This window comes from Micromonospora sp. NPDC049523 (assembly GCF_040676775.1).
GTDB lineage: Bacteria > Actinomycetota > Actinomycetes > Mycobacteriales > Micromonosporaceae > Micromonospora_G.
Genome location: NZ_JBFAPP010000006.1, coordinates 283,087 through 299,491, shown reverse-complemented (window position 1 = coordinate 299,491; position 16,405 = coordinate 283,087). Strand labels below are relative to the sequence as shown.

At 70.9% G+C, this 16,405-nt stretch carries 12 protein-coding genes; 7 read left to right on the top strand and 5 right to left on the bottom strand.

Annotation, left to right across the window (positions count from 1 at the left end; translation table 11 throughout):
• The first annotated feature begins 52 nt into the window (after window positions 1-52).
• Both AB0J90_RS11810 and AB0J90_RS11805 read left to right on the top strand, forming a co-directional pair.
• A complete protein-coding gene (locus AB0J90_RS11810; RefSeq protein ID WP_363594836.1) occupies window positions 53-1,327 on the top strand; it encodes an enolase C-terminal domain-like protein in 1,275 nt (424 codons plus the stop codon).
• Between the two features lie 77 nt (window positions 1,328-1,404).
• Window positions 1,405-2,610 (top strand): low temperature requirement protein A, encoded by a 1,206-nt coding sequence (locus AB0J90_RS11805; protein WP_363594834.1) that lies wholly within the window; start codon window positions 1,405-1,407, stop codon window positions 2,608-2,610.
• Between the two features lie 4 nt (window positions 2,611-2,614).
• On the opposite strand, the gene AB0J90_RS11800 is transcribed toward AB0J90_RS11805, so the two are convergent.
• Entirely contained in the window at window positions 2,615-3,637 is a 1,023-nt protein-coding gene (locus AB0J90_RS11800; RefSeq protein WP_363594832.1) for an endonuclease/exonuclease/phosphatase family protein, read from the bottom strand.
• Between the two features lie 451 nt (window positions 3,638-4,088).
• Here AB0J90_RS11800 and AB0J90_RS11795 point away from each other — a divergent pair, with 451 nt between their 5' ends.
• Window positions 4,089-4,799 (top strand): carbonic anhydrase, encoded by a 711-nt coding sequence (locus tag AB0J90_RS11795; RefSeq protein ID WP_363594830.1) that lies wholly within the window; start codon window positions 4,089-4,091, stop codon window positions 4,797-4,799.
• Between the two features lie 104 nt (window positions 4,800-4,903).
• Here the strand turns inward: AB0J90_RS11795 and AB0J90_RS11790 are convergent, their stop codons facing one another.
• The 3 genes from AB0J90_RS11790 to AB0J90_RS11780 all read right to left on the bottom strand — a co-directional run bounded on the left by AB0J90_RS11790 (window position 4,904) and on the right by AB0J90_RS11780 (window position 8,358).
• Entirely contained in the window at window positions 4,904-6,151 is a 1,248-nt protein-coding gene (locus tag AB0J90_RS11790; protein ID WP_363594828.1) for an esterase-like activity of phytase family protein, read from the bottom strand.
• 126 nt (window positions 6,152-6,277) lie between these two features.
• The gene (locus tag AB0J90_RS11785; RefSeq protein ID WP_363594826.1) at window positions 6,278-7,312 is read right to left on the bottom strand and encodes a PHB depolymerase family esterase; all 1,035 of its coding nucleotides are present in this window, start codon (window positions 7,310-7,312) and stop codon (window positions 6,278-6,280) included.
• A 179-nt stretch (window positions 7,313-7,491) separates the two neighbouring features.
• Window positions 7,492-8,358, bottom strand: coding sequence for an alpha/beta fold hydrolase (locus tag AB0J90_RS11780; RefSeq protein WP_363594824.1), 867 nt, complete (start codon window positions 8,356-8,358; stop codon window positions 7,492-7,494).
• 223 nt (window positions 8,359-8,581) lie between these two features.
• Here AB0J90_RS11780 and AB0J90_RS11775 point away from each other — a divergent pair, with 223 nt between their 5' ends.
• The 3 genes from AB0J90_RS11775 to meaB are packed head-to-tail and all read left to right on the top strand — an operon-like array spanning window position 8,582 to window position 13,634.
• Entirely contained in the window at window positions 8,582-10,438 is a 1,857-nt protein-coding gene (locus AB0J90_RS11775) for a methylmalonyl-CoA mutase family protein (RefSeq protein ID WP_363594822.1), read from the top strand.
• Window positions 10,438-12,645 carry a methylmalonyl-CoA mutase gene (scpA, locus tag AB0J90_RS11770; RefSeq protein WP_363594820.1) on the top strand — a complete coding sequence of 736 codons (2,208 nt, stop codon included), beginning with the start codon at window positions 10,438-10,440 and terminating at the stop codon, window positions 12,643-12,645. The genes AB0J90_RS11775 and scpA overlap by 1 nt, the downstream gene beginning before the upstream one ends.
• 8 nt (window positions 12,646-12,653) lie before the next feature.
• Entirely contained in the window at window positions 12,654-13,634 is a 981-nt protein-coding gene (gene meaB, locus AB0J90_RS11765; protein WP_363594818.1) for a methylmalonyl Co-A mutase-associated GTPase MeaB, read from the top strand.
• A 9-nt stretch (window positions 13,635-13,643) separates the two neighbouring features.
• Here meaB and sthA read toward each other — a convergent pair whose 3' ends face one another.
• The gene (gene sthA, locus AB0J90_RS11760; RefSeq protein WP_363594816.1) at window positions 13,644-15,047 is read right to left on the bottom strand and encodes a Si-specific NAD(P)(+) transhydrogenase; all 1,404 of its coding nucleotides are present in this window, start codon (window positions 15,045-15,047) and stop codon (window positions 13,644-13,646) included.
• Between the two features lie 258 nt (window positions 15,048-15,305).
• Here sthA and AB0J90_RS11755 point away from each other — a divergent pair, with 258 nt between their 5' ends.
• Complete coding sequence (locus AB0J90_RS11755; RefSeq protein ID WP_363594814.1) at window positions 15,306-16,283, top strand: LysR family transcriptional regulator; 978 nt, start codon at window positions 15,306-15,308, stop codon at window positions 16,281-16,283.
• Window positions 16,284-16,405 lie beyond the last annotated feature (122 nt).

Genomic DNA, 16,405 nt, shown 5'->3' with positions numbered 1-16,405 from the left:
TCACCCCACCACGCCGCCGGGTCGGCGTGCCCGTACGAGCCGAAGAGGATCGATGACCGAGGCCGAACTGCCCGTACTGCCCGAGACCCAGGCGCCCTGGCCGGCCCGGGACGGCCTGCGGATCACCCGGGTACGGGCGATCGTCACCGCGCCCGAGGGTCCGCCGCTGGTGGTGGTCCGGATCGACACCAACGAACCCGGCCTGTACGGGCTCGGCTGCGCCACCTTCACCCAGCGGTTCACCGCCGTCGTCGCCACCATCGAGCAGCACGTGGCCCCGATGCTGATCGGCCGGCACCCGGCCGACATCGAGGACATTTTCCGGATGGTCCACTTCTCGTCGTACTGGCGCAACGGCCCGGTGACCAACAACGCGCTCGCCGGGGTGGACCTGGCGCTGTGGGACATCGCCGGCAAGCGGGCCGGGATGCCGGTCTACGAACTGCTCGGCGGGCGGGTCCGCACCGCCGCCCAGTGTTACATCCACGCGGGCGGGGCGACCGTGGCGGAAACCCTGGAGCAGGCGCGGGAGTTCATGGCGGCCGGCTACCGGCACATCCGCCTGCAGGTGGGTCAGCCGGGCCTGGGCGCGTACGGCGCTCCCGCGGTGGGCGGCGGGTATCCGGGGCAGCCGTACCCGGACGGCTGGGACGTGCAGCAGTACCTGCGGACCACCCCGGCGTTGTTCGCCGCCGCCCGCGACGAGCTGGGCGAGGAGGTCGAGCTGCTGCACGACGTACACAGCCGGCTCACCCCGAAGCAGGTGGTGCTGCTGGCTCGCGCGCTGGAGCCGTACCGGTTGTTCTTCCTGGAAGACGTGATCGCACCCGAGGAGTACGACCGGCTGCCGCAGATCCGCGCCGAATCGCCGGTGCCGATCGCGGTCGGCGAACAGGTCAGCTCGGTCGCGGACGCCGCCCGGCTGGTCCTGGGCGGCGGGGTGGACCTGCTCCGGTTGCACATCACCGCGGTCGGCGGGCTGACCCCCACCCGCAAGTTGGTGGCGCTCTGCGAACTGACCGGGGTGAAGACCGCCTGGCACGCGCCGGCCGACGTCTCCCCGGTCGGTGCGGCGGCGAACGTGGCGCTCGACGTCACCACGCCCGCGTTCGGCATCCAGGAGGGTCACGAGTACGACGACGCCGCCCGGGAGGTCTTCCCCGGCACGCTGGTGACCCGTAACGGCTACCTCTACCCGAACGACGCCCCGGGCTGGGGCATCGAGCTGGACGAGCGGGTCGCGGCGAAGTACCCGCCGGTCACCCATCTGCACGAACGCTGGTCGGCGCGGGTGCGCCGCCCCGACGGCGGCATCGAGGCGCCCTGAGGCACGGGAGGGGCGAATGAGGGTCCTCCGGGTCCGAAGCGGGTCTGCCCTGGTCAGCGCCTCGGTATGGTGTGGCGGTGGGACGCCAGCCGGCGGAGAAGTGGGTGACCTGGGAGGAGCTCTTCTTCGACCTGGCCTTCGTCTTCGCCCTCACCCAGTTCTCCCACCTGCTGCATGACGAGCACAGTTGGGCGGGGATCGGCAAGGTCCTGATCCTCTTCATCACCGTCTACTGGGTCTGGGGCGGCGTCGTCCTCTACACCGACCAACAGGACGTCGCCATGGCGCGGGGACGCGCGGTGATCCTCGCCCTCGGCTTCGACAGCCTGCTGCTGGCCATGACCATTCCCGAGGCGTACGGCGAACGCGGTCTGCCCTTCGTCTGCCTCGCCCTGTCCGGCCGCATCCTGTTGGGCGTCGTGACGCTGCGCAGTCGACCCCGCTGGCGGGCCTTCGTCCTCGGCCCGCACGGGGTGGTCCTGGTGACCGCGCCGCTGCTGCTGACCGGCGCCGCACTGGAGGGGGCGGCCCGGATCGTGCTCTGGGCGGTCGCCGCCGGCATCGACGTGTTGAGTCCCTGGTTGGCCCGGATGACGGTGGGCAAGATCCGGGTGCAGTCCCGGCACTACGCACACCGCTACGGGCTGCTGATCATGCTCGTGATCGGCGAGTCCGTGATCCAGCTCGGAGGGGTGGCCGTCAACGAACCGCTGACGAACATCCGGGTGACCGCGATAGCCGCCGCGTACGCCCTGGTCTGCACGCTCTGGTGGTGTTACTTCGGCTACGGCGTGCGGGCCTTCCGGTCGGCGCTGGAGCGGGCCGACGACCAGGCACCCCTGCGGCGGGCGATCCTGGTGTACGGGCACGTGCTGTTCAGCCTGGCGATCATCGCGATCGCCGACGGCCTGGGCCACGTGGTGATGGAGCCGGTCGAGCCGCTGCACGGTGGCGAGGCGGGGCTGCTCTTCGGCGGCTGCGCCCTCTTCCTCGCCACGTTCGCCTACACCGACTGGCGGATCCACCGCAGGCTCACCTGGCGGCGGATCGGCGCGAGCGCCGCCTGCCTGGCCCTGCTGCCGCTGGTGGTGGTGCTGCCGGCGCTGGCGGCGCTCGGGCTGCTGACCCTGCTGGTGGCCGGGCTCGGTGCGGCGGAAGAGCTGAACCGGCGCCTGCCCGGAGGTGACTCCGGGGCCGACCAGGGTCCGGACGCGAGCGTCGCCGGAGGCGGCGTCCGCGGCAGTTCGGAGGACCTGGACCGAGGCCCGGCGGCAGCCGGCTGAATCGTCAGGGGAAGGTGACGAACCAGCCGGGGTGGTCGGTGTGCCGCATCGGGTGCGAACGGGGCTGCGGCACACCGAGTTCGGTGCCGGCGATGAGCTGTTGCACGCCGCCGTCACCGGCGTGGTGGTAGCCGGCGGGCACGCAGTCCCGGATGTCCGGGGAGCCGCCGGCGGCGAGGTTGAAGTCGCCCGCGACGAGCACCGGGGCGGTCGATCCGACCACCGCCCGCATCTCGGGTATGTCCACGTCCACCAGCCGCCGGCACTGCCGCATGGCGATCGACGACGAGATGTACGTCAGATGCGTCGTGCAGGCGTAGTAGGCACCGGGCGCCGCGACGCACAGCCACACCCGCATCTCGTCCGGATAGCCGCCCTGGTCGGGGTAGAGGCCGTTGAACACCGACACGGCGTCGCTGTGCCCCGCGCGTACCCGGCCGAGGATTCCGATGCCGTACTCGTCGCCGTTGCGGCACCGGTAGGGCCGCGAGCCGTCGGGCAGGTCGCCCGCCGGCTGGAACGCCCAGAAGACCTGGTCGTCCGGGAAGTTGCGGACCATCGCCGGGTGCAGGGCGGATGCCACGTCCTCGCGGCAGATCTCGTTGAGGGTGACGATCTGCGGGCGCAGCGCCGTGATCGTCGCGTACGCCTCGTCGACCGCCCTGCCGTTGTTGAGTTGCGCATAACAGCCGGCGAAACCGCTGTTGCAGAGGTTGAGCTGCAGCACCCCGAACGGCACCTGCTCGGGCGGCGCCGACGGCAGGTCCGGATCGTGCCGGTCGACGGCACCGCTCAACCCGCCCAGTTCGGCGCACGGCCCCCGGCCGGCCTCCGGGCAGAACGCCCGCACGCCCGGCGCCGGCTCGACCTGCGCCCGGGGCGGACCGGGCCGGACGAGCGCCGGTCCGGCGACCGCCGCCACCAGCAACAGCAGCACACCGAGTACGGCAACGGCGCGGATCCCGCCCGGTCGACCATCCGCCCGCGACATCACGCCCCGCCACGAGCGCCTCGGCAGAGAAGTCATTCGTACGCCGCTCCGTCCGTCACCGAACGACGAGTGGCCGGTCCGAGCCGCCGGGCACCGGTTCGCCGACCGCCGTCGATGCCCACGCCGAAACAGGTGAAATCCCGACGAGGGTATCCGATGCCCGGCCGGCTCGCGGACCTGCCCACCGCCCGTCGCCGTACGGTGGTTCGCTGGTTCTCTACAAGCTCGCCGGACTGATCTGATCACGGACTGCAGCGTCGACGAAACGGGGCGGAGCTGCCCGGCCGTCGTCCAGATCACTGTCAGGTTTCTGACTGGGCGTCTTTGCGCAGGTCGCCTCGATCGACTCCTCTGACCGTACGAAATCGGGGTTTCGCGAGGTCGGCCGGTGGGCGCAGTATCTGCGGGGTCCTCGCCGGGTCACGGGTCACCCGCCGACGAGAGCCCATCCTCTTCCCCGTTCGCTCCCACCACGAGGAGACACCCCTTGTCTTCGCAGAACGTGTCCCGCCGCTCGCTGCTCGCCGCCGGTGGTCTCACCGCCGCCGGTGCGGCCGGCGTTCTCGGCCTCGCCGCCCCGGCCTCGGCCCACCCGACCGAGCCGCCCGCACCCACCCCCACCACCGCCCTCAACCGGCTCATCGCCGGCAACAAGCGCTTCTACAAGGGCGACGCCCGGCACCCGCACCAGTCCCTGAAGGACCTGCACGACCTGGCCAGCGGACAGCACCCGTTCGCGATCACGCTCGGCTGCGCCGACTCCCGCGTCTCCCCGGAGATCCTGTTCGACCAGGGCCTGGGCGACCTGTTCGACAACCGGGTCGCCGGCAACATCGTGGACGACCTGCTGCTCGGCAGCATCGAGTTCGCGATCGAGGAGTTCGGGGTGCCGCTGATCGTGGTCGTCGGCCACGAGCGGTGCGGCGCCATCGTCGCGACCATCGACGCGATCGAGAACGGCGGCGAGGCCCCCGGCCACATCGGCACCATCGTCGAGGCGCTGCGCCCGGTGGTCGAGCCCCTGGTGGGCGGCCCCGGTGACGTGGTCGAGGCCGCGGTGAAGGCCAACGTCCTCGCCCAGGTGCAGGCCCTGTTCGACCAGAGCGAGATCGTCCGGGAGAAGGTCCACGAGGGCGCGCTCGGCGTCGTGGGCGCCCGTTACGACCTCGACAACGGCAAGGTCACCCTGGTCGGCTGATCCTGCCGGTACGACCACCGCCGGCCCGGCTCCCCCCGACCGCCGACGGCAAGGTGCCCCGGTCCGCTGCTCGCGGGCCGGGGCACCTTCGGTTCGTCGGTGGGTTACGGCAGTACGCGCTTGTCCGCGTCGAGGTTCGCGCTCAACCGGATGGTGATGAACTCGTTGTTGTCCGGCTTGCCCGGGGTACGCCCGTTGGACGACGGGAAGTTGTTGTCGTTGAGTACGCCGAGCGTCCGGTCGTCCAGGATGACCAGGCCCTCGATGGTGGTGAACGGGAACCGGAACACCGGCCCGAAGCCGCCGATGTTGTGCGGGTTGTTGATGTTGAGCAGGTCCGCGACCAGGGTCTTGTCGACCTTGCCGTCCCGGTCCCGGTCCCGCCGGTCGATCAGGTAGATCTTCTTGAACAGGGCGGAGGCGCCCTCGCCGTTGTCCCGCTCGATGATCAGCATCCGGTTGTTGTCGACGCTGATCGCGTCACCGATGGCGTTGCTGGGCGAGTCGAGCTGGTAGGTCCACCAGTTGTCGGTGTAGCGGCCGGCGACCAGGTCGTACTGGTACAGCCGCAGCGCACCCGCCGGGTCACCGGCGACGGTGCCCTCCAGCAGCGGGTAGAGCGAACGACCGTCCGGGGCGAGCGCCATGCCCTCGAAGCCCTTGCTGCTGGGCAGGTTCGGCTGCCCGGCCGGGTTCTCCGGTGCCCGTACGCCGGGCAGCGGCACCGGTGCCTGCAGCAGCCGGCCAGCCCGGTCGAAGTGCAGCAGGTACGGGCCGAACTCGTCGCCGATCCAGTACGAGCCGTCCTTGGTCTTCACCATCGACTCGATGTCGAAGTCGGCGCCGGTGAGCACCCGGTCCGGGCGGGTCAGCGCGAACGGCACCAGCCCGTTCGGGTCGGTCAGGTTCAGACCACCGAGCACGTCGACGGATCCGGTGCCGAAGCTCGGCGCGACCCGCTGGATGCGCAGGACGAAGTCGGAGCTGTTGGCCTTGTTGCCGAAACCGTTGTCGGTGAGTACGTCGAAGGTGCCGTCGGCGTTGCGCTGGACGCCACTGAAGCCCTGCACCGGCTGGTCGGCGAAGGGTGCGACGACCCCGTTGACCGGGGCGGTGCCGAGCAGCGACCCGGACGGCTCGCTGGCCGGTACGAAGGACATGGCCGGCAGTGCGGCGAAATTGGTGAGCGTGGCCTGGCGGAACGGCTTCGCCGGTCCACCCTGCCCGGTGAGGTTGACCTCGTTGCGGTCGGCCCCGATGAGGTTGGCCGCGGCGGTGGGCACGGCGAGTACGGCGAGCGTCAACGCGCCGATACCGAGGCCGAGCCCGAGCCGTCGAGCGGTAGCTGTCATGCGCGGCACGGTAGGCGTCCCGGTTGAACCGCGGTTGACCAGGAATTGTCGATCAATCAATGATCCGGGGGCACGGCCCTGGAGACCGTGCCCCCGCTACCTACCCAGTCGAGCCCGCTCGGCGCGTCAGCCGCCGAGCCGGCGCACCATGTTCATCACGGTCTCCAACTGCGGACCGCCCTTGATCGGGTAGGCGGTGCTGCCGAGGTAGCCCCACCAGTCCCAGCAGCCGTTCGGGTTCACCACCGAGGCGGTGGCCTGCGGGTAGAGCACGATCAGCCGGTTGGTGTCGGCGTACTGGTTGAGGTTGGCGCGGTCCACGAAGGCCGTACCGACGCTGTTGTAGCCCTGCTGGCAGCCGTGCAGCGCGACCAGCAGCTTGCAGGACTGCCCGGACGCGCAGCTCGACGGCACGTACGCGAACCCGGTGCCGCCCATGCTCAGGCCGGCCGCGTTCCCGTTCACCGCGAACGTGCTCTGGTTGAAGCTGGTCAGGGTGCCGCCGAGCGGGCCGGTGTTCGGTGCGCTGACCGCGCCGAGCAGCTTGCGCAGGAAGGTGTTCTGCGGGTCCGTACCGCAGTCGTTGAGGAATGGTGACACCGTCGCGGTACAGGCGCCGGTGCCGTACGGGGTGACCCAGGCGTGGCCGGCCGACGAGCCGCTGTCGTACTGCACGCTGGCACCGAAGTGCTGGTAGTAGCGGACCAGGTCGTCGGTGACGGACTTCTTGATCGCCGTGTCGTTGTTGCCGTGGTAGACGTAGACCGGCTGCCCGGACAGCCGGCTGACCGGGTCGACCCAGCCGTACGCGGCCCAGGTGCGGGTGTACGCCTGCAGGTTGGTCAGGTACGTCGGCAGGCTGTTGTCGGCGCAGCCGTACAGGGCCTGGCTGACGTTGTTCTGGGCGCAGTAGTACGGGCCGGCGGCGAAGACCGCCGCTCCCTTGATCCGGCTGGAGTACGCGACCTGTAGTTGGGTCGCCAGGTACCCGCCGGACGAGACCCCGGCGACGTACACCCCGGACACCTGGTAGGTGCCGAGCGAGCCGGCGACCGGCGTCTTCGTGTACGGGGTGGCGGCGGCCAGGGCCGGGGCGGCGCCGGGGACGAGCAGGGACAGGGCCGCCGCGGCGGCGGTGACGGTGCGTGCGAGGAACCTCATTGGACGCCCTCCTGATGGGAAGACGCCGGCGGTGGGGCGCGGCGTGCACCGAGGTTAGGGGCGCGTCGGCCGGTCCGAAACCGTCGTTCGTGACATGTCTCACCCCGTACGAGTGTGGTCGCACGCCAGTGCGCGCCCCGACGGACGTCGGGACGCGCGTGGTGTGAGAGCCGTGGCCGCTACTGGCCTGCCACCGGTGCCGACTGGCGTTGGAACTCCGGCTTGTGCGCGGCGGTGGCCTCGACCGCCCACTCCAGCGCGTAGTCGGCGACCGCCTGCCAGCCCGGCTGCCCGAGGGTGAAGTGGGTCCGGCCGGGGAACTCGTGGTAGCCGGTGATCGCCCTGGACCGGCGGTAACGGCCGGCGTTCGACTTGTTCTGCACCGCCGGCGCGACGTGGTCGGCGCCGCCCGCGATGAACAGCAGCGGGGCGCGGTCGCTGTTGGCGAAGTTGGCCCGGATCGCCGACCTCGGGTTGAGGTTGGCCAACGCGCCCTCCCAGAGCACTCCCCCGGCCCCGGGTACGTGATAACGCCCGTAGACCCGGTTGGACTCCTCCCGGCTCATCGTGTTGGTGAAGGCGTAGTGGAACTGCTCGGGGGACAGGGGCACCGCCCGGCGCCGGTTGGCGAAACTGCGCAGGATCGGGAACGAGGACCGCAGGGTGGAGAACGGCACCCGCAGCACCCCCTTGACCGCGGCGGAGTCGATCGCCACGGCGGCAGCACCGAGGCCCCGGTCGGCCAGCATCTGGGTGAACGCCCCGCCGAAGGAGTGGCCCATGATGATCGGCGGCCGGTCCAGGTCCCGGATGATCCGGTCGTAGTGGTCGACGATCCGGGTGACGTTGAGTTTCGCGATCGGCGACGGGTCCCGGCGCAGTTGCTCGACCTCACCCTCCATCCCCGGCCAGGCCGGCGCGAGTACGCGGAAGCCGGCACGGGAGTAGTGGTCGACCCACTGCTCCCAGCTTCGCGGTGTCATCCACAGCCCGTGGATCAGCACGATGGTGTCGGCCGAGCTGCGATCGGCGGGACTGCTGCTCATGTTCCCCTCCTGGCAGGTCGCGTGGGCGCGTGGACGAACGCCCGGGCCGCTTACCCGCCGCCGGACCCGCCAATCGCGTTACCGCCACACACCCCTCCCGGGGCGCCGGCAACACCCCAGGAACCGGACAACTCGGGCAAACACCCCCGGACCAGCACGATCCATCGCCGCTGGCAGTGCCACCGGTGAGCGGCCCGTCGGACGCCACCCTTAGTCTCCGTTCATGACCCGGTCACCAGGAGAGCCGAGCCTGGCCGCTGATTTCGCACCCGCGACGCTGGCCCGATGGCAGGAGTTGGCGCTCGGCGTGCTGCGCAAGAGCGGCGCGGCCGACGAGAACACCGCCCCCGATGCGGTCGACGAGCTACTGGGCCGGACCACGTACGACGGCATCCACGTGGCGCCGCTGCACACGGCCGTCGACGCCCCTGCCCCGGCCGGCCTGCCCGGGCTGCCGCCGTTCACCCGTGGTGGACAGCCGATCGGACCGGTCCGGTCGGGCTGGGACATCCGGCAACGGCACGCGGATCCGGATCCGGCCGCCACCAACGAGGCGATCCTGGCCGACCTGGAAAACGGCGGCACCTCGATCTGGCTGACGCTCGGACCGGGCGGCCTGGACCCGGCGGCGCTGCCGGCGGCACTCGACGGGGTCTACCTCGACCTGGTGGGCCTGGTACTGGACGCCGGCCCCGCAACCGAACAGGCAGCGGCGGCACTGTTCACGCTCGCCGCCGGAGCGGGCCTCGCCCCGGCGCAACTGACCGGCAACCTCGGCGCCGACCCGCTGGGCTGGCAGGCCCGTACCGGTGAGGTCGCCGACCTGCGGCCCGCCGCCGCCCTCGCCGCCCGGTGCGCGGCGCAGTACCCCGGCCTGCGGGCGGTGACCGTGGACGCGACCGTATTCCACGACGCCGGTGGCAGCGACGCCGAGGAACTCGGATGCTCGATCGCGGCCGGCGTGGCATACCTGCGGGCGTCGACCGACGCCGGTCTCGACCCCGCCGCCGCCCTCGGCCAGGTGGAGTTCCGCTACGCCGCCACCGCCGACCAGTTCCTCACCATCGCGAAGCTACGCGCCGCGCGGCGGGTCTGGGCCCGCGTCGCCGACGCGTGCGGCGTCCCGGCCGCCGGTGCCCAACGCCAGCACGCGGTCACCTCGGCGGCGATGATGACCGCCCGCGACCCCTGGGTGAACATGCTCCGCACCACCCTCGCCTGCTTCGCCGCCGGGGTCGGCGGCGCCGACGCGGTCACCGTCGCACCGTTCGACGCCCGGCTCGGGCTCCCGGACGGCTTCAGCCGCCGGATCGCCCGCAACACCCAGTCGCTGCTGCTGGCCGAGGCGAACGTCGGCCGGGTGATCGACCCGGCCGGTGGTTCCTGGTACGTCGAGCGCCTGACCGAGGACCTCGCCCAAGCGGCCTGGACGTGGTTCACCGAGATCGAACGAGCCGGTGGGCTCGCCTCCGCCCTGGGTAGCGGACTGGTCGCCGACCGGCTCGCCGCGACCTGGGACCGGCGTACGGACAACCTCGCCCACCGCCGGGACCCGATCACCGGTGTGAGCGAGTTCCCGAACCTGGAGGAGCGCCGGCCGGTCCGCTCCCCGGCACCGCCCACACCCACCGGCGGCCTGCCCCGGCACCGGTACGCCGAACTGTTCGAAGACCTGCGGGACCGGGCCGATGCGCATGCCACGACCACCGGCAACCTACCGACCGTGTTCCTGGCCACCCTCGGGCCGATCGCCGCGCACACCGGCCGGGCGTCGTTCGCGGCGAACCTGTTCGCCGCCGGTGGGGTCGCCACGACACGCAGCGGCCCGGCAACCGAAGCGGACGAGATCGCTGCCGCCTTCACCGCCAGCGGGGCGTCCGTCGCCTGCCTCTGCGGCACCGACAAGGCGTACGCGACGCTGGCCGCACCGGTCGCCGCGGCGCTGACCGCCGCGGGCGCGCAACGGATCTGGCTGGCCGGCCCACCCGGTGAACACGACGGGGTGGACTCCTACCTGTACACCGGCTGCGACGCGGTACGGGTAATCGAAACGACGCTACGTGACCTGGGGGTGGCGTGATGATCCCGGACTTCTCCAACCTGGAACTCGGCACACCGGATCCCACCGCGGACCCGGACCGGTGGCGCGACGCCGTACGCGAACAGACCGGCACCGACCCGGAGGCGCTGGCCTGGGAGACACCGGAGGGGATCACCGTCCCCCCGCTGTACACCGCCGCCGACCTCGAGGGCCTGGACTTCCTGGGCACGTACCCGGGCATCGCCCCGTTCCTGCGCGGCCCCTACCCGACGATGTACACCACCCAACCGTGGACGATCCGCCAGTACGCCGGCTTCTCCACTGCGCAGCAGTCGAACGCGTTCTACCGGCGGAACCTGGCCGCCGGGCAGAAGGGACTGTCGGTCGCGTTCGACCTGCCGACACACCGGGGCTACGACTCCGACCACCCGAGAGTGGTCGGGGACGTCGGCATGGCCGGGGTGGCGATCGACTCCATCTACGACATGCGGGAGTTGTTCGACGGGATCCCGTTGGACCGGATGAGCGTGTCGATGACCATGAACGGTGCGGTCCTGCCGATCCTCGCGCTGTACATCGTCGCCGCCGAGGAACAGGGTGTGGCACCGGAACAACTGTCGGGGACGATCCAGAACGACATCCTCAAGGAGTTCATGGTCCGCAACACCTACATCTACCCGCCGGGGCCGTCGATGCGGATCATCTCCGACATCTTCGCCTACACCTCGACCCGGATGCCCCGGTTCAACTCGATCTCCATCTCCGGCTACCACATCCAGGAAGCCGGGGCGACCGCCGACCTCGAACTCGCGTACACCCTCGCCGACGGCATCGAATACCTGCGCGCCGGCCGGGCCGCCGGGCTCGACATCGACGCCTTCGCCCCGAGGCTGTCGTTCTTCTGGGCCGTCGGCATGAACTTCTTCATGGAGGTCGCGAAGCTCCGCGCCGCCCGGCTCCTCTGGGCCAAACTCGTCCGCGAGTTCGAGCCGAAGAACCCGAAGTCGTTGTCGCTGCGTACGCACTGCCAGACCTCGGGCTGGTCGCTGACCGCCCAGGACGTGTTCAACAACGTCATCCGTACCTGCGTCGAGGCGATGGCCGCCACCCAGGGCCACACCCAGTCCCTGCACACCAACGCGCTCGACGAGGCACTCGCCCTGCCCACCGACTTCTCCGCCCGGATCGCCCGCAACACCCAGCTCGTCATCGCCCAGGAATCCGGCACCACCGGGGTGATCGACCCCTGGGGCGGCAGCGCCTACGTCGAGCGTCTCACCCACGACCTCGCCATCCGTGCCTGGGAGCACATCCGGGAGGTCGAAGCCGCCGGTGGGATGGCCGCCGCGATCGACGCCGGCATCCCCAAGCTACGCATCGAGGAGGCCGCGGCCCGGACCCAGGCCCGGATCGACTCCGGCCGGCAACCCGTGATCGGCGTCAACACCTACCGGCCGACCGCCGACGAACCCATCGACGTCCTGCGCGTCGACAACACCGCCGTACGGACCGAGCAGGTCGACAAGCTGCGCCGGCTGCGCGCCGAACGTGACCCGCAGGCGTGGGCTGCCGCCCTCGACAACCTGCGAGAGGCGGCCGCCGCCGGGCCAGCCGGGCAGGGCGACCTGAGCCGGAACCTGCTCTCCCTGGCCGTCGACGCCGCCCGTGCGAAGGCCACCGTCGGGGAAATCTCCGACGCGCTGGAAGACGTCTTCGGTCGGCACACCGCCCAGATCCGTACGATCACCGGTGTGTACCGGAACGAGGCCGGCGACAACACCGCCATCGAACAGGCCAGGGCCGCCACCGCCGCGTTCGCCGACGCCGAGGGACGCCAGCCCCGCATCCTGGTCGCCAAGATGGGTCAGGACGGCCACGACCGGGGACAGAAGGTCATCGCCACCGCCTTCGCCGACCTCGGCTTCGACGTCGACGTGGGCCCGCTGTTCCAGACTCCGGCCGAGGTCGCCCGCCAGGCGGTCGAGGCCGACGTGCACATCGTCGGCGTGAACTCCCTCGCCGCCGGGCACCTCACTCTCGTACCGGCGCTGCGTGACGAACTCGCCGCGCTCGGCCGCCCCGACATCATGATCATCGTGGGTGGCGTCATCCCCGAGCAGGACTTCGACACGCTCCGCGCCGCTGGCGCCAGCGCGATCTTCCCACCCGGAACCGTCATCCCCGACGCCGCGCTCGACCTGCTCACCGAACTCGCCAAACGACTCGGCCACCCGACGGCCGCATGACCCGACCGATGCCGGACGTCGACGACTACACCTCCGGGGTGCTCGCCGGTGCACCCGCCTGGATCGCCCGCGCGATCACCCTGGTGGAGTCGCGACGCCCGGACCACCGGGCGTTGGCCCAGCAACTGCTGGTCGCGCTGACCCCACACGCGGGCAACACCCGCCGGATCGGGATCACCGGGGTGCCGGGCGTCGGCAAGTCGACCTTCATCGACGCGCTGGGCAGCCACCTCACCACCGAGGGACACCGGGTGGCGGTGCTGGCGGTGGATCCGTCCTCGACCCGTACCGGCGGCAGCATCCTCGGCGACAAGACCCGGATGACCCGGCTCGCCACCGACCCGGCCGCCTTCGTCCGTCCCTCCCCCACCGCCGGCACCCTCGGCGGCGTCGCCAAGGCGACCCGTGAGGCGATGGTCGTGGTGGAGGCGGCCGGCTACGACGTGGTGCTGGTCGAGACCGTCGGGGTGGGGCAGTCCGAGACGACGGTCGCCGAGATGGTCGACTCGTTCCTGCTCCTCGCCCTGGCCCGGACCGGCGACCAGCTACAGGGCATCAAGAAGGGCGTGCTCGAACTCGCCGACGTGATCGCGGTGAACAAGGCCGACGGCCCGCACGCCGACGACGCCCGCGCCGCCGCCCGGGAACTCGGCGGGGCACTGCGGCTTTTGCGTACGGGCGAAGCCGGGTGGCAGCCGCCCGTGCTCACCTGCAGCGCGTTGGAGGGCACCGGCCTGACCGAGGTGTGGCAGCAACTGGTCCGGCACCAGGAGACCCTGAGCGCCTCCGGTGAGCTGGCCGCCCGACGCCGTCGCCAGCAGGTCGGCTGGCTGTGGGCGATGGTACGTACCGGCCTGCTCGACGAACTGCGGGAGCATCCGGCGGTCAGCGCGCTCGCACCGGAACTCGAACGCCAGGTACTCGACGGCAGTCTCACCCCGACACTCGCCGCCGAGCGCCTGCTGGCCGTGTTCACCGGCCGCGCCTGAACCACCCGCTCACTGCGGTAGCTGGGCGATGTGCCGCAGTTTGTTCATCGCGTCGAGCGCGGCGACCTTGTACGCCTCGGCCAGGGTCGGGTAGTTGAACACCGCGTCGACCAGGTAGTCGACGCTGCCGTTGCAGCCCATCACCGCCTGTCCGATGTGTACGAGTTCGGTGGCGTCGGTGCCGAAGATGTGCACCCCGAGCAGGCTCCGGTCCGACGGCGACACCAGCAACTTGAGCATGCCGTACGAGTCACCGATGATCTGTCCGCGGGCGAGTTCCCGGTAGCGGGCGACGCCCACCTCGAACGGCACCCGGGCGGCGGTCAGCTCGTCCTCGGTCCGGCCGATGAAGCTGATCTCAGGGATCGAGTAGATCCCGATCGGCTGCTGCTGGGACAGCTCCCGTACCGGCTCGTCACAGGCGTGGTGCCCGGCCAGCCGGCCCTGTTCCATCGAGGTCGAGGCGAGCGCGGGGAAGCCGATCACGTCACCGACCGCGTAGATGTGCGGTACGTCGCTGCGGAACCACTCGTCCACCTTGATCCGCCCGCGCGAGTCCGCGCTCAGCCCGGCCAGCTCCAGCGACAGGGCGTCGGCGGTGCCCTGCCGTCCGGCGGAGTACATCACCGTGTCGGCCGCGATCCGCTTGCCACTCTCCAGTACGGCGATCGCGCCGCGCGGATGCCGCTCCACCGACGCCACCGCCTCGCCGAACCGGAACGTCACGGCGAGATCGCGCAGGTGGTACTTCAACGCCTCGACGATCTCCAGGTCGCAGAAGTCGAGCATCCGATCGCGCCGCTCGACCACGGTGACCTTGGTACCGAGCGCGGCGAACATCGAGGCGTACTCGATGCCGATCACGCCCGCGCCGACCACCACCATCGAGTTGGGGACCTGTTCGAGGTTGAGGATGCCGTCGGAGTCGACCACCGTACGCTCGTCGAACGCGACCCCGGCCGGTCTCGCCGGACGGGTGCCCACCGCGATCACGATCTTCGCGGCGGTGACCGACGACTCGCGTCCGTTGTGGTCGGTGACCGTGATGGTGTGCGGGTCGGCGAACCGACCGGTGCCACCGATCAGCCGGATCCGGTTGCGGGAGAGCTGGTTGCGGATGACGTCGATCTCGCGCCGGATCACGTGCTGGGTGCGGGCGGCGAGGTCGGCGACGGTGATGTCGTCCTTGAGCCGGTAGCTCTGGCCGTAGGTCTCACGCTGGCTGAGGCCGGTCAGGTAGAGGACGGCCTCGCGCAGGGTCTTGGACGGGATGGTCCCGGTGTTGATGCAGACGCCACCGACCATGTCGACGCGCTCGACGACGGCCACCCGCCGGCCGAGCTTCGCCGCCGCTACCGCCGCCTTCTGTCCACCCGGACCGGAGCCGATTACGAGGAGATCGAAGTCATACACCGCTACAGTCTTTCAAGATCAGGTTTCCGTTGACTATGCGGTACGCGAACGACCCTCATTTGTCGTCCCAACCGGCAGTACCGCCCCCGCCTGTCGGCGCGGCTGTCCCGCCCTGTCGGCTACGCGTGTGAGCCGACCCGCCACCCGTACGGCGTCCTAGGAGGCTAGGCGCAAGACGGGGACGATCGGGAGCGGCGGAAGTGCGATGCTTGCCACCGTGGGCGTGCGTCGCCGGCACGCCGGAGGGGTTGGTACACGGTGTTTCTGCGGCACCTGGAATACCTCACCGCGCTCGCCCGGGAAGGCCACTTCGGACGGGCGGCGGCAGCCTGCTGGGTCAGTCAGCCCACCCTGTCCGACGGCATCCGCAAGTTGGAGGCCGAGTTCGGCGTGGCGGTGGTCCGGCGGGGGAACCGCTTCGAGGGCTTCACCCCGGAGGGCGAGCAACTGCTCGCCTGGTCCCGGCAGTTGCTCGCCGACCGGGAGCAGTTACTGGCCCAGTTCGGCCGGACCAGTCACGAGGGCCTGACCGGACAGTTGCGCCTGGGCGCCGTACCGGCGTCGCTGCCGCCGGTGTCGTTGCTCACCGGCCCGTTCTGCGAGCGCCATCCGGGCACCGCCCTGACCGTGCTGTCGCTGACCTCGGACGAGATCCTGCGCCGGCTGACCGACTTCGAACTCGACGCCGGACTCACCTACCTGACCGACGAGCCGCTGACCGGATTCCGGACCGTACCCCTCTACGACGAGCGTTACCTCCTGCTCACCAGCGAGAACGGGGACTTCGCCGGCCGGTCCGAGGTCGGTTGGGCCGAGGTGGCCCGGTTACCGCTCTGCCTGCTCACCCCGGACATGCAGAACCGGCGCATCCTCGACGGACTGTTCCACCGGGCCGGGGTGACGGTCACCCCCCGGATGGAGACGAACTCGATCTCCACCCTCTGCTCGCACGTACGCGGTGGGCGCTGGGCGAGCGTGATCCCGCAGGCCTGGCTCTGCCTGCTCGGGGTGCCACCGGGCACCCGGGTGCTGCCGCTGACCGGTCCGACGGCAACCAGTACCGTCGGGCTGGTCGTGCTCGACCGCGACCCTCCCCCGCTGGTGGCCAGCGCGCTGCTGCACGTCGCGGAGGGCCTCGACCTGCAACGCAGCCTGGACGACCTGGTCCCCGCCGGGACCTTCGCGGCTTCGGGATCGACTGCCGCCGCCGACGACGCCCCCGACCTGTCTCGATAGGTTCCGCCGATCGGCCGTTCGGGAACTGCTCATTGTGACCGGTGCGTGAGCGGCGCAGGCTGGAAAGTGTTCAGGGAGCGACCACGGAAATCCGCCGCCATCGGGCGACGCCATTTGCCGCC